We start from the raw sequence: 13,513 nt of genomic DNA on the forward strand, positions 1-13,513 counted from the left end.
GGCTCCCTCCTGTTGTTCCAAAATCTGTTTCTCTATTCTTCAATATACCCTGGAATGAAAAGAACAACCCTGCTGGAGCGGGTTGTTCTTGCCTTCCGCTATCAAGTTAAACGTTATCCGTGAATAGAAGGTTTCACAAATAACATTACGTTCTATGCTTCTGAAGCACTGTTGTCTTGCATTAATGAAACATTACGCTGTGGAGTAAACGTCGAGATCGCGTGCTTGTACACCATTTGCTGACGACCTTCACTGTCAATGATAATCGTGAAGTTATCGAACGCTTTAATAACGCCCCTGATTTGAAAACCATTCATTAAGAAAACCGTAACCGGAATGTTGTCTTTGCGCAGTTGGTTCAAGAAAGTATCTTGAATATTGATCGATTTGTTCATTGGACGTTACCCCCGTCTAAAAAAGATTGATTAGAAGTATATTCAAGATTGACTTGAAACTTTCCTGCTATTATATCATGAATCCGAAGTAAATTGTTGTGAAAATTTTCCCCCATATCAATCCACTCGATATCCTTCATGCGGCGGAACCAGGAAAGCTGGCGCTTAGCAAAGCGCCGTGTATCTCTTTTGAGCAGCTCTACAGCCGCTTCAAGCGTACAATCACCACGTAAATACATGACGATTTCTTTGTAGCCGAGCCCCTGCATGGCAACTCCATCCGCAGGTACACCACGCTTAAGCAGACCCTTCACTTCTTCGACCAAACCTTCCTCCAGCATTTGATCAATTCGCTGCTCAATCCGTGAATACAGCACTTCCCTGTCCATATTCAGACCTAGAATACATAATTCGTAGGGCGATTCTTTTTTCTGTCGCTCGAGCTGAGCCGTCATCGTCTCACCTGAGAGGTGGTAAATCTCGAGTGCGCGTATAATACGTCGCTGATCATTCGGGTGAAGACGTTCCGCAGATTTGGGGTCAACAAGAGCCAGCCGGCCATGAAGTGCCTCTGCTCCATTTTCTTCCGCGTAAAGCTGCTGTTCCTCACGAAATGCAGGATCTGCGCCATTATCGTCAAATTCAAAGTCATAGCAGACCGATTCAATATAAAGGCCCGTTCCGCCCACGATAAAAGGAAGCTTCCCTCTTGCGGCAATATCTGTAATCGCTTCTCTGCATTGCTCTTGGAAATCTGCAACGGAATAAGCCTCTTCAGGCTCGTTAATATCAATCAAATGATGGATGATCCCTTGCCGCTCGGCAAAAGGCAGCTTTGCCGTACCGATATCCATCGTCTTGTACACCTGCATGGAATCACCAGAAATAATCTCGGCATTCCAGGCTTTGGCCAGATCCAGACTAAGCTGTGTCTTCCCTACAGCTGTTGGTCCAACCAGCACAAGCAGCGGCTGCTTGCGGTCATTCGTCCCTGCTTCCTGCAACCTCTATCACTCCATAAGCTATTTTCGACGTATTCACATGCCGCCGCTCGAACCCAAGCCGAGCAAATTCTCCGCTGTCACGATGCTCCTTCATTACAACCGACTTACGAGCAACTCTTATCGCTTCTCGAACGGCATCAGCTGTTAACTCACTGTCATTAGCGAGGTTCCGCAAAGGCTCAAGTGCGCTCGATTCATGAATAGGCTGGCGAAACATCGGATCGAAATAGACGATATCTACACTCTTGTCCAGCAGTCCGGCCAAATATTGCGTATGATTCACGTTTATCATTTGAACACGACGCATCGCAGAATCCACATCCGGCAAGCCGGACTGGTAGACCGCTAAACCTTCACGCACAACTGCACAGAGGATTGCCTGGCTCTCAATAGCGGTTACGGCTCCCGTTTCTTCTACTGCATAAGAGAATACCAGTGAATCTGACGCAAGTCCTGCTGTACAGTCAATAACACGATCTCCGGGTTTGCAGCCCGTCAAATCGATAAGAGGATCGCTCTCACCCTTGCGAAGCCTCTTCACACGAACAAAGGCCATACTTGGATGAAAATATAACGGTGTTTCCGTCTGGCCGTCGTAAAATCGGACTTCCTTCTCCGTTACCACGATCAGCTCAATTTTCTCCATCTTCTCCGCCAATTGCCGAAGCGTCTGTCTGCCTCGTACAACATAGGGAGCAGATAATTCATCCGCAAGCCGCTTAGCGGTAGCTAACGCCTTCTGAGACGGCTTGTCGGAGGTTGTTACGATCATGACATCACCCGTTTAAACATTTTTTCCAATTGATAAGTAGAAATATGGACGACAATCGGACGTCCGTGCGGACAGGTATAAGGCTGAATACACGCGGCAAGACGAGCAAGCAATACCTCGCCTTCCTCACGTGTCTTCCGGTCATTCGCTTTAATCGAAGCCTTACAAGAGCACATAATAGCCGCTTTTTCTCTGAGCTTTGCGATATTAATCGACTTGCGCTCGCTTAACAGCAGCTCTGCCATTTCCTCGATAATGGCCTGCTCCTCGCCTTGCGGGAACCATTCCGGATAAGCGCGTACCAGGAAGGTTTGCTGCCCGAACGGCTCAAGCTCCACTCCTGCCTCCTGAAATAATCCAATCATACCGCGCAGCTGCTCCGATTCTCCTGAAGTAAACTCGAGAGTTAGTGGAACAAGCAGCTGTTGGCTGGCCGCTTCAGGATTGCCAAACTTCTGATAGTAATATTCATAATTGATCCGTTCATGGGCGGCATGCTGATCGATGAGGTACAATCCCTCTTCTGCTTGCGCCACGATGTACGTGCCATGCAACTGCCCAATCCAGTATAACTCTGGGAATGTAGGGCCTTGTTGCTCTGATTGGCTAGCAGAAGGATGCTCTCCATTATTACTTTGTAATTGTGATACCTCTTCCGTCTGCTGGAGTGCAGGAGCAGCCTGCTCCCACGGAGCTGAGGCCTCATGCACCGAGACTTCACGCTGCTCAGCAGGCTTATAGAGCCGTTCCGTCGCATCCTTTGGCACATAATCACGCTTAGGAGGCTGCGGGAAAGCTGAGCTGTAAGAAGAGCTGCTGCCGCTTGAATAGGAAGAAGATGCCTGACGATTTGGACTAAACCCGCCTCCGGATGAAGGGGTTGGGCTTGCAAACGGTGACCGCTCCTGACCGGATGGTTGAGTTTGAATCAGCGGATCCGGCCGATGGAAAGAGATCGCATCCTGTACAAATAGCGGCTTCTCGCGTTCCGGCTTCTCAGACGGTCCTGGTATATGACGAACTTGCCCAAGGGCCTCCTTCACCGCTTGCTCTACTAACGTACGAAGCTCGGTTTCTTTACTGAATCGAACCTCCATCTTAGAGGGATGTACGTTAACATCAAGCAAGCTTGGATGCATGCCGATCTCCAGTACAACAATCGGGAATCGGTTAATTGGCAAGAGCGTATGATAGGCCTGCAGGATCGCCTGGTTCACCGTATGACTGCGGATATACCGTCCGTTCACGATAACCGTCATCCCGTTGCGATTCGCCCGAGTCAGCTCCGGCTTCGAAATATAGCCGCGCAGATCATAATCGGATGTCTCACCTTCCACCTTCAGCATCGCCTTTGCCGTATTCGTTCCATACACTGCCGCAATAACTTGCTGCCTATCTCCGGTACCAAGCGTGCGAAGCAGAACGGATCCATTATGTTTCAAGGTCACGGTAATACCCGGATGGGCCAGCGCTATTCGGTAGACATAGTCGGTAATATGACCAAGCTCCGTTTGGATGGCTTTCATATATTTAAGCCTTGCCGGCGTGTTATAAAATAAATCCCGCACTGACATATCGGTGCCCTGAGGAGCATTGGCCGGTTCGTTAGCCGTTACCGTACCACCTTCAATATAAAGACGTTGCGCAAGGCCGCTCGAATCGATCGATGAGACGCATTCGAGCCGCGACACGGCCGCGATACTTGGCAGCGCTTCGCCACGAAAACCTAGGCTTGCGATCCTGAACAGATCGCTGCTGGAAGAGATTTTGCTGGTCGCATGGCGTTGGAACGCCGTTTCCATATCCGCTGGCTCGATCCCCGAGCCATTATCCGTTACCCGAATGTACGATAATCCGCCTTCTTCGATCGTAATATCAATGACGGAGCTCCCCGCATCAATTGCATTTTCCACTAATTCCTTAATAACCGATGCCGGACGCTCCACGACCTCACCCGCCGCGATCTGGTTCGCAAGCTGTTCATCAAGCACCTGGATTTTCCCCATCTTCAAATCCCTCCTTCCTCCATCACTTGCAATTAATCATTTATCTTTTGTTTCATTTCATTCAACCACTGCATCGCCTGCATCGGCGTCATATTAAACAGATCCAGCTTCCGAAGCTGATCTGCAAGCTGCTCGGCCTTAGGCGACGCTTTGCGGCGTCCTTGCTCCTGCTGTTGCACCGCAGGTACACCAGGCTCATCAAAGATGGAGAGCTGAACAGCAGCTGCCGTCTCTTTGATTGCTAGTTCAGGTTCTGGCGCAGTTATATAAGATGGAACACTCTGAGCTTCGGCCACTTTGTAAGCGGGCTGCTTCTTGTCACTTGAAACTTGCAGCAAGTTCTCAGCATCGGCTTCCAAGTGCTCCAGTAAGACGTAAGCACGGTCGATAATTGAATCCGGCAAACCCGCCAGTCTTGCACAATAAATCCCGTAACTCGTACTAGCAGCACCAGGAATCAGCTTACGCAGGAACGTCACATGATCGCCGCTCTCCTGAACGGCCATACAGGCGTTCGCCAGCTTCGGCAATGTGGCTTCCAGATGCGACAGCTCATGGAAATGCGTCGAGACAAGTGCTTTACAGCCAATATGATGGTGAACGAACTCAATAACAGCCTGAGCGATCGACATGCCTTCACTTGTTGAAGTCCCTCGTCCAAGCTCGTCAATGATCACGAGACTGTTCTCAGTCGCTTTTTCCGTCATAAGCTGGATATCCTTCATCTCGACCATAAACGTACTTTGACCGCCAATGAGATCATCTGCTGCGCCAATCCGTGTGAAGATACGGTCAATGAGCGGAATCTCTGCTGCTTTCGCTGGTACAAAGCAGCCAATCTGCGCCATGATACAAATCAGTGCTGCCTGGCGCATGTAGGTGCTTTTACCTGCCATATTTGGTCCAGTAATAAGCAGCATCGACTGCTCATCATGACGAAGTGCAGTAGAGTTAGAGATGAATGGAATACCTTCCATCATCGCCTCAACAACGGGATGTCTTCCTTCTTCAATAACCAAATTAAACTGATCAGTAATAGTTGGACGAGTGAATCTTCTCTCTGCACTAACTGTTGCAAGCGACTGATAAACATCAAGCTCAGCAACTACTTCTGCCAGACGCTGCAGTCGGTGCAGCTGCAATGCCAGATGATCGCGAAGCTCGAGGAAGCGTGCATACTCCAGATCGACCATTTTGTCCTCTGCTTCAAGGATCAGCCGTTCCTTCTCCTTCAGCTCCGGTGTGACAAACCGTTCAGCGTTCGCGAGTGTCTGCTTGCGCTCGTAACGGCCTTCTGGCAGCAGCGCCAGACTACCCTTAGATACTTCTAGAAAATAACCAAATACCTTATTGAAGCCGATTTTGATCGTCTTGATGCCTGTTGCTTCCCGCTCCTGACGCTCAAGCTCAGCCAGCCATTTCTTGCCGTTGGTGCTTGCTTCACGAAGCTGGTCCAGATAATCATCGTAACCGGCACGAATTAATCCGCCCTCCCGAATCGATACAGGCGGCTCGTCCACAATGACCGTCTCGATCATTTCCGCGAGATCCGTGCAATCATCAAGTCCATCCACAAGCAAGCGAAGTTGCTCGGAACCCGCGTTCCTCGCTAGCTCGACAAGCTGAGGCGTGCGGCGAATGGAGCTTCTAAGTGCATTCATATCTCTGCCGTTCGCACTGCCGAAGGCAACCCGTCCAACTAGACGCTCAAGATCATAAATATGATTCATCTCAGAACGAATATCGTCCCTTGCAATTAAATTCCGATATAATGCATCAACCGCTTCGTAACGCTCTTCAATCTTGGAACGGTTAAGAAGCGGCTTATCGATCCAGCGGCGGAGAAGCCTTGCCCCCATCGAGGTTTGCGTCCGGTCCAGCAGCCACAAAAGTGAGCCTTTTTTGCTCCGGTCGCGCACCGTCTCAGTAAGCTCCAGGTTACGGCGCGTATAGTGATCGAGAATCATATATTGATTTGGTTCATAGGTACGTATGGTACGCACATGGCCAAGCGAACGCTTCTGCGTCTCCTCAAGATATCCCGTCAAAAGACTGACTGCACGATAACGGGCATCATTCAGACCATCGAGCTGAGAATGATCGAATTGTACATTGAGCTTGTCCTCTGCCATAGGCTCCCTCGCCGTCAGCAGAACGGGGCGATTCCAGACCGCATTCTCCCGCAGCTGCGTAAGCAATGCTTCATCACCAACAATCTCTGCCGGCTGGTAAACGTTAATCTCATCAATGAGCGTATCAAGGTTGTACACAAGTGAGGTTACATACAGCTCGCCAGTCGATAAATCACAGGCTGCCAGTCCCATAGTGGAAGATGAGACCGATCCTACGGAGACGATAAAATTATTAGATTTGTCGGCAAGCGATTTGGATTCCATCACCGTACCTGGTGTAATCACCCGTACAATTTCACGGCGTACAACGCCTTTGGCAGCCGACGGATCCTCTACTTGCTCACAGACCGCGACTTTATAGCCTTTTTCCACAAGCCTTGCAATATAGTTCTCTGCAGAATGATAAGGGACGCCGCACATCGGAATTTTCTCCGTGCCGCCTCCCTCTCTGCCCGTTAATGTAATTTCTAGCTCACGTGATGCATGGATGGCATCATCGAAAAACATCTCGTAAAAATCGCCGAGACGGAAAAAGAGGAACGCATCTTTCGCTTGTTCCTTAATCGCAAGATATTGTTGAATCATCGGGGTATAGCCAGCCACTGTTGCCCCTCCCAGGTTAATAGCATTATTTGATCCTATATAAACATCATCATGCTATTATACCAAGCGGATTGCGGCGCGCCAACCTGCGATGGTCCAAGCCATACAGGCGATTGTCAGAAAAAGCACTCCCAGGCTGGGAAGCTGCCTATACCTCAACTTTGTCAATGAATACAATGTCCAGTAACTAGGTCCGAAATCGAGGGAGAAGAAATGAGCAAACAACGGCTTAACATCTTGTTTCTGGAAAACCACCCGATGTGGATTCATGGTCTGCCAAACGGATTTCGCAAATTGGGACATGAGGTGATGACCAGTTTGCCTCAAACAATGACATACGCAGCAATGGATAAATTTAAACCGGATCTGATCATTGCGATCAGCTGGACGCCTTCGAATGACAAGCCAAAAAAACAAGAGCGAATTGCGTCTCTTGTTCAGCATGCCAAGGTACCTTATATTTACTGGTCCACCGAAGATCCAGGGTTTACGAAACGTGTATCCCTTCCATTAATTAAGCGGACAAAGCCAGATTTTGTATTTTCGATTCATCGGCCGACCGTCGCAAAGTTTAACCAATTAGGCATACGAGCTGCCCATTTGGATTTCGGAAGTGATTCAAGCGTACACCGGCGTATGAAGCCGCTACAGAAGTACAAAGGCACCGCAGCTCTTGTTGCGAATGGTTATCCGAATTTATATAAGAAAAGACCGCATAATTACCGGTTTCAATCTTTGCGCAGGCTCGTTAATCCCTTCCTCTCCACTGCTTATAAGACCGATCTGTATGGCAGGTATTGGAATGAGATGAAAACGATCTTCAAGAGACCTATTGCCGCAAACCGTATTCATGGCTATTTACCCTATAAAGAAGCAAGTAAAGTATACAGCTCGGTCGATTATGTGCTTGGTCCGCAGAATGCGAGAGACCGACTCACGCAGCGTACCTATGAAATTCTGGCTTCTGGCGGGTTATTAATAACCGATGACACACCTGAAGTGCGCAGATGGTTCAAGCCGGGGCAGGATTTACTTGTCACTTCTTCTGAACAAGAAACCGCCAGATTAATTGCGTATTACAATACAAAACCCAAATTGCGGGAGCGTATACGGGCAAACGCAGTTAAAGCCGCGGCAGTCTACTCCTACACGGTTCGGGCCGGCTTTATCCTCCAAAAGCTTTATGAGGAAGGTATTTTAAACTCGAAGTAGGCGAGAAATGGTAACGAACTTAAACCCTTTCTGACGCAGCCGGGTGATGATGACAGGCAGAGCTTCCACCGTCTGCTTCGCGGAGTCGCTCGCATGCAACAATACCACATCACCCTTCTTTGCTTCTGTTGTGACGTTACGAATTACTCTTGTAACACCAGGATTGGTCCAGTCCAGGGAGTCCACACTCCAATGAATCGTCTGATAGCCTAAGGAGCCAAGCAAGCGGGTAACCCGATTGTTCATATCTCCGTTAGGGGTTCGAATCAGGCGACATTTCGCGCCGGTTGCTTTATTAATAATAGCATCAGCCTTCTTGACTTCTCTTTTAATCCATCGATTACTATGCTCTGTATAATTTTCATGCAAATGACCATGGGAACCGATTTCGTAGCCTCTGTCTCTGATTTTACGAGCGGTCGCCGGCTTTTTGGACACCCAGGCGCTGGATAGAAAAAAAGTCGCCTCCATCACCTCATAGTGCTTAAGAACTTGAAGTACTTGATCTGCAACTGCGTCCCCCCAGCCGATATCAAAAGTCAATGCAATCAGCTTCTGAGGTGTGTCAATCCGATAAATAGGTTCACCTCTACGCAGGATCATGAGCTTTTCTTCCCTTCTCGTCATTCAATCGATGAAAAATTTGGGACGGTGAATACCATTAAAATTTTATTCCTGGAACGTGGCGGTATATGGAGTTATGGTCTTCCAGATGGACTCAGGGATCTAGGGCATGAGGTGCGGATGTCAGGTCCAGTCAATACCAAATCCCTTACCAGCCTGCTTACTACCTTTAAGCCGGAAATACTCGTTTATGTCGGCTGGGGCTATGATCACACTCCCACCAAACAATTACTCATTCGGAAATTTGCTTCTGACTTCAAGATCCCATTAATCTATTGGTCTACTGAGGACCCCAATTTTACAGAAGTATTCACCCTGCCCTTATTAAAACGAATCAAGCCGGATTACGTGTTCACCATATCCGCCCAAACCTCCAAGCGTTTCCGCAAACTTGGTTATGCCAGCAAGTATTTGGACTTTGCCTTTCATTCCACAATTCATCGGCGCGTCAGTCCGATAAAAAAATATAAAGCAGATATTGCCGTTGTAGCCAACGCCTACCCTGATGTATTGAAGAAATATCCAAAATTGTACCGGCGCAAAGCTATCGATATCCTCATCCGTCCACTTCTGCAAGCAGGATATCGGATTGATTTCTATGGCCGTAATTGGCATTTGATGAAACCTTTCCTAGGTCGGTCATTGCCTGCCCGCTTCATCAAGAAGCCAATCCCCTACAAAGATGCCTACAAAGTATACAGCTCTGCCAAGATCATGCTTGGGCTGCAAAACTATAAAGATATGGCTACACAACGTACGTATGAGATCGTTGGTTCGGGTGGTTTTTTACTGACTTGCAATTCAGCCGGGGTAAGAAAGCTGTTGAAGGCAGGCCGTGATGCGGCGCTATCCTCCTCTCCCCAAGAGACGCTCCGACTGGTCCGACATTACTTGGCTAACCCGCAGGATCGTGAAAAGATAAGACAACACGGCCCTTTAGCGCTTGCTAATCATACGTACACCAATCGTGCTAAAAGCATGATGGATGCTCTGAAGAGAGCAGGAATTATCCAGTGACAAGAGTCGCGTATCTTACTTTTGATGACGGGCCAGCTGCGAATACCATGCGGATATTGGCCATTCAAAAGCAACAGCAGGTTAAAGCAACTTTTTTTGTACTCGGTACAAATCGTAAGACAATTTATCGTCAGATTCTGAAAGATAGTCACACCATAGGCAACCATAGCTACTCCCATCAATATTCAATGATCTATGCTTCAGTAAATCGCTATCTGCGTGACTTCGAACGATTAGAACGACTGCTGAGACAAACAACGGGAAGACGAACGACTCTGTTTCGCTTCCCTGGAGGCTCAAACATAAGGCTTCCAAAGAAGAGCGGAGGAATAAAGACGGTAAGACATATTGCAGCAGTCTTGCACAATCGCGGATATAAAGGCGTGGATTGGACGATTAATTCTCTAGATTCACGAACTCCGGCTCCAAGCAAGAAGTGGAAAATTACACATTCACCTGTTCATCTCTTTATTGCAGCGAGGAGGGATGAAAGATGAGGATTTTATTCCTAGAGAGCCATCCGATGTGGATTCACGGACTGCCTAATGGCTTTCGCGACGCCGGACATCAGGTGAAAATATCCGGGCCATTGAGCAAGGACTCTATCGTTCGGCTGCTCCGAGGCTTCAAACCGCAGTTGATTATCAGTCTGGGCTGGACTGACGAGCATAACCAGGATAAGCAGAAGCTGGTGAGAAAATATGTGAAGCCCTCAGGCATTCCGCATGTATATTGGGCGACCGAAGATCCAACCCACTTTCTATCATTCACCCTCCCTTATGTTCTTACTGTAAAGCCTGACTTTGTATTTACTATATGTAAAGCAAGAATAAAGGACTATGCCAATATAGGGATTCCTGCTGCCCATATGGATTTTGGCTTTCATCCCATAGTTCACCGCACCGGCAGAAGTTCACCCCGATTTAAAAGCAGTATTGCTGTGGTGGCGAATGGCTATACCGGAATACTGGAGAAATATCCGCAGCATTACCGGATTCAATCCTTGAGGCATCTCATTAAGCCATTGGTTCAGGACGGTACCCGTATCGATATTTGGGGACGACAATGGGACATGATGAGGCCTGTCCTAGGCGTTAAGGTACCACGGAACTGGATCCATGGATATCTTGATTATCCAGACGCGCGCAAGGTATACAACTCAGCAAAAATTGTGCTTGGTCCTCAGAATCAACTGACACAGGTGACGCAGCGTACTTATGAAATCCTTGCCTCCGGAGGGTTTTTGATCACAAGTGATACTCCTGTAATACGGCGTTTGTTCCGGCCCGGCAGAGACTTGGTCGTCACACGCTCAGCAAATCAAACCCGGCAATTGATTCGTTACTATCTCAATCATCCATGGGAGCGGAAAAAGATTCAGATGCAAGGGCTGACAGCCGTGCAGAGGCATCACTACAAATACAGGGCTGCTTACATGCTTGCCTTGTTAAAAAAGCATCACATTATTCCTTAATCTAAGGTAGGTAGGAAATATGCGATATATTGATCGGCTTATTTTCCAGGTGCCGTAAAACAAAAAATCGCGGCCCTGACCATCAACGTTGCGAACGGCAGAAAGGTATCCATTCAGATACACTCTCTTCTACAACGTTTGAAAGTCAAGGATGCGACTTTTTTTATCGATTTGATTGGAAGTACAAAGATATCTCTACCCTTCTCAATCGAGTCGTATCACGTATCCATCCCGGCGGCATCATCTTGCTGCATGCCTGGGCTGCCTTGTAAGCGTTGGGCAGTTGTTAGCGGAAGGTAGACGGCAGTCCCGTCAGAAGAAATAAAGCGGCTGCCATACTCATGGCTGCGGGATGCGCCATTTGATGCGGATGTCAGCCCGCTCATCCCAAGTAACGCCGCGCCTTGCCGCATCGAGCACAGGCTCGATGTACGGCGCCAGCGCGGCGTAGCTGTCTGTCGCCGACATGGCGCCGGCGACACGGTCCAGACAGCCGGCGAGCTCTGTGCGGTCGCCGGCGTAGTAGGCTTCGACATACCGCTCATCAAGAGCGGGTATGTCATGAAGGGCATCCGCCTCGCGCGCGCAGAGAAGCGCAAGCGCGAAGGCGGCTTTGGCCGCTGCCGGCGACACGAGCCAGCTCGGCAGCGTGCGGTACTCGAAACCGCCATGCGGCTGCAGGCGGTAATCGCCCAAGATGCCGTAGCGGGGGCGACGCCCGCGTCCGGCAGGATCCTCGACAAGCGCCAGCGGCATCGCCGCGTAGCTGTCGAGCAGCCTGAGCAGGCGCGGCGTCAGCCGCACGCCACTCAGATGGATATGCCCGCCGAGCGCAAGCCCCGGTACCGGCATGGCGCCCGCAGCCCAGCGGAGGCTCGGGTCGCGGACAAGCTCGGCGGCGCGAAGCAAGAGCCGCCGCACATTAGCAGCGAGCCCCGCCACATCGGCGGCTGGCTCAGGTCGAAGCTCGGCGACGGGATAAACAAGCCGCCGCCCAACCAGCATCGCGTCGCTGCCCGCGGCACCGCCAACGCCTTCCCCCAAATACCGTGAGGCAGGTGCAATTTTGCCATCTGGCCGGATCAGCACAAATTCCGGATCAGCTCCGATAAGGAGCTTGGCATCCTGCGGTAAGATTACCTTTTCCCATAATGCTGGAGTCGCCTTCCTGTTCTTTCGTGCCGCTCTCATCGATGCGCGACCATCCGTACCAAGCGCAACATCAGCCTCTCCAATATCAATGCCTACGGCGTATAAACCAGCAATAGCTGTGCGAATGACACGACGAAGCAACCCATCTTCCGGCCATTCAGCAGGATGGTCCCGAGCCTGCACAATTGCCTCGCCACTTCCAAACGTCTTGCCGATCCTGTTAATCCTTCTCAGCTCAAGGAGAGCCAAATTAGCAATACCAACCCGATATAACCTCTCGTCTTCCTGCTGCTCACGGGAAAGGCCGGCGCGGCGCCACCTGCGGAGCATCTCTTGTTCGGTCATGACTGCTGCATCAAGCCGGTTCAGCCGGTTTCCAGCCATCCCGCCACCTTCTTTTGCTTCGATTCGATTCCCCGTAACCAATGCCCAAATTGTGCGAATTCAACAAAAAGAGGGCTTTCGCCCTCGAATTTGCCGCTCTCGCGGCATATCTTACAGTACAGAAGCGGAAAGCCGGATTACAGCTCGTCGTCCAGTAAATCCGGATCCAAATCCTCGTAGTCCCCGTCGCCGAGACCGAAGTCAAGTTCTTTACCGTCGTCGTAGCCGCCTGGGAAGCAGGCTACCCAAACCTTCGTTTCGGCGATCATTTCTACGGCAAATTCGCGTTCAACACGAACCGTAACACCTGAACCGCTCGTTGAGATGTTCGCCTCAATGCAGTTTGGCTCTTGGATGCAATCGGAAGATACTTCTTCTGTAGAAGACCGATGCTTCGGATCCAGATAAGAAAGAGGAACATGCTCAACATAGTGTACGGATTCTTTTGCTACGTCCGTTTGCGAGTTTTTGCTGTACGAATACCAAATATTGATATCGTAAGTACCTATTACCTCAATGCCGTCGCCCGATCTGACCGCTTCATATTGGTGGTTGATTATCCATGCACCCAAGATGCTAGTCGGATGATGAGGCGGTGTTACGGTATGAGAGACAGTGGAAAACTTACGACCTTTCCCGCAGACAGCTTTCGTTATAATCTCTCTACCTTGTAGCTGTTTATCTGCAAATGTCATCGATTTAACCTCCTCCATACAATCATTCAATTAAAGTGTATGC

The 13,513-nt window shown here is 49.5% G+C and carries 12 protein-coding genes; 4 read left to right on the forward strand and 8 right to left on the reverse strand.

Translation table 11 applies throughout. The features are described 5' to 3' along the window. Nucleotides 1-152: 152 nt before the first annotated feature. Genes hfq through mutS form a run of 5 tightly spaced genes read right to left on the reverse strand, consistent with a single transcriptional unit; the run spans nucleotide 153 to nucleotide 6,912 of the window. Nucleotides 153-395: an RNA chaperone Hfq gene (gene hfq, locus AB4Y93_RS26590; protein ID WP_015844208.1), complete on the reverse strand. Its 243-nt coding sequence runs from the start codon at nucleotides 393-395 to the stop codon at nucleotides 153-155. Next, complete coding sequence (gene miaA / locus AB4Y93_RS26595; protein ID WP_441896562.1) at nucleotides 392-1,399, reverse strand: tRNA (adenosine(37)-N6)-dimethylallyltransferase MiaA; 1,008 nt, start codon at nucleotides 1,397-1,399, stop codon at nucleotides 392-394. The genes hfq and miaA overlap by 4 nt, the downstream gene beginning before the upstream one ends. Further along, a complete protein-coding gene (locus AB4Y93_RS26600) occupies nucleotides 1,377-2,171 on the reverse strand; it encodes a class I SAM-dependent methyltransferase (protein WP_441896564.1) in 795 nt (264 codons plus the stop codon). The genes miaA and AB4Y93_RS26600 overlap by 23 nt, the downstream gene beginning before the upstream one ends. After that, complete coding sequence (mutL, locus tag AB4Y93_RS26605; protein ID WP_441896566.1) at nucleotides 2,168-4,177, reverse strand: DNA mismatch repair endonuclease MutL; 2,010 nt, start codon at nucleotides 4,175-4,177, stop codon at nucleotides 2,168-2,170. Before mutL ends, AB4Y93_RS26600 begins: the two co-directional genes overlap by 4 nt. Before the next feature lie 32 nt (nucleotides 4,178-4,209). After that, nucleotides 4,210-6,912: a DNA mismatch repair protein MutS gene (gene mutS / locus AB4Y93_RS26610; RefSeq protein ID WP_441896568.1), complete on the reverse strand. Its 2,703-nt coding sequence runs from the start codon at nucleotides 6,910-6,912 to the stop codon at nucleotides 4,210-4,212. 213 nt (nucleotides 6,913-7,125) lie between these two features. Here mutS and AB4Y93_RS26615 point away from each other — a divergent pair, with 213 nt between their 5' ends. Next, nucleotides 7,126-8,124 (forward strand): CgeB family protein, encoded by a 999-nt coding sequence (locus AB4Y93_RS26615; protein ID WP_441896570.1) that lies wholly within the window; start codon nucleotides 7,126-7,128, stop codon nucleotides 8,122-8,124. Here the strand turns inward: AB4Y93_RS26615 and AB4Y93_RS26620 are convergent. After that, nucleotides 8,110-8,727 carry a polysaccharide deacetylase family protein gene (locus AB4Y93_RS26620; protein ID WP_441896572.1) on the reverse strand — a complete coding sequence of 206 codons (618 nt, stop codon included), beginning with the start codon at nucleotides 8,725-8,727 and terminating at the stop codon, nucleotides 8,110-8,112. The genes AB4Y93_RS26615 and AB4Y93_RS26620 overlap by 15 nt on opposite strands. Nucleotides 8,728-8,775: 48 nt before the next feature. Between AB4Y93_RS26620 and AB4Y93_RS26625 the strand changes: the two genes are divergently transcribed. Genes AB4Y93_RS26625 through AB4Y93_RS26635 form a run of 3 tightly spaced genes read left to right on the forward strand, consistent with a single transcriptional unit; the run spans nucleotide 8,776 to nucleotide 11,239 of the window. Then, nucleotides 8,776-9,765 carry a CgeB family protein gene (locus AB4Y93_RS26625; protein ID WP_441896574.1) on the forward strand — a complete coding sequence of 330 codons (990 nt, stop codon included), beginning with the start codon at nucleotides 8,776-8,778 and terminating at the stop codon, nucleotides 9,763-9,765. Continuing rightward, entirely contained in the window at nucleotides 9,762-10,262 is a 501-nt protein-coding gene (locus AB4Y93_RS26630; protein WP_441896575.1) for a polysaccharide deacetylase family protein, read from the forward strand. Before AB4Y93_RS26625 ends, AB4Y93_RS26630 begins: the two co-directional genes overlap by 4 nt. Then, nucleotides 10,259-11,239 carry a CgeB family protein gene (locus AB4Y93_RS26635; protein ID WP_441896577.1) on the forward strand — a complete coding sequence of 327 codons (981 nt, stop codon included), beginning with the start codon at nucleotides 10,259-10,261 and terminating at the stop codon, nucleotides 11,237-11,239. The genes AB4Y93_RS26630 and AB4Y93_RS26635 overlap by 4 nt, the downstream gene beginning before the upstream one ends. 339 nt (nucleotides 11,240-11,578) lie before the next feature. Here the strand turns inward: AB4Y93_RS26635 and AB4Y93_RS26640 are convergent, their stop codons facing one another. Beyond that, on the reverse strand, nucleotides 11,579-12,775 hold the full coding sequence (locus tag AB4Y93_RS26640) for a putative amidoligase domain-containing protein (RefSeq protein ID WP_441896578.1): 1,197 nt from the start codon (nucleotides 12,773-12,775) through the stop codon (nucleotides 11,579-11,581). 137 nt (nucleotides 12,776-12,912) lie between these two features. Beyond that, the gene (locus AB4Y93_RS26645) at nucleotides 12,913-13,470 is read right to left on the reverse strand and encodes an outer spore coat protein CotE (protein WP_441896580.1); all 558 of its coding nucleotides are present in this window, start codon (nucleotides 13,468-13,470) and stop codon (nucleotides 12,913-12,915) included. Between the last annotated feature and the right edge of the window lie 43 nt (nucleotides 13,471-13,513).

This window comes from Paenibacillus sp. YAF4_2 (genome assembly GCF_052113225.1).
Lineage (GTDB): Bacteria > Bacillota > Bacilli > Paenibacillales > Paenibacillaceae > Pristimantibacillus.

Bases quoted from the DNA above. Each gene is read 5' to 3' on its own strand.
- hfq (WP_015844208.1), bottom strand. From the start codon at position 395: ATGAACAAATCGATCAATATTCAAGATACTTTCTTGAACCAACTGCGC.
- AB4Y93_RS26600 (WP_441896564.1), bottom strand. From the start codon at position 2,171: ATGATCGTAACAACCTCCGACAAGCCGTCTCAGAAGGCGTTAGCTACC.
- mutL (WP_441896566.1), bottom strand. From the start codon at position 4,177: ATGGGGAAAATCCAGGTGCTTGATGAACAGCTTGCGAACCAGATCGCG.
- AB4Y93_RS26615 (WP_441896570.1), top strand. From the start codon at position 7,126: ATGAGCAAACAACGGCTTAACATCTTGTTTCTGGAAAACCACCCGATG.
- AB4Y93_RS26620 (WP_441896572.1), bottom strand. From the start codon at position 8,727: ATGATCCTGCGTAGAGGTGAACCTATTTATCGGATTGACACACCTCAG.
- AB4Y93_RS26635 (WP_441896577.1), top strand. From the start codon at position 10,259: ATGAGGATTTTATTCCTAGAGAGCCATCCGATGTGGATTCACGGACTG.
- AB4Y93_RS26640 (WP_441896578.1), bottom strand. From the start codon at position 12,775: ATGGCTGGAAACCGGCTGAACCGGCTTGATGCAGCAGTCATGACCGAA.
- AB4Y93_RS26645 (WP_441896580.1), bottom strand. From the start codon at position 13,470: ATGACATTTGCAGATAAACAGCTACAAGGTAGAGAGATTATAACGAAA.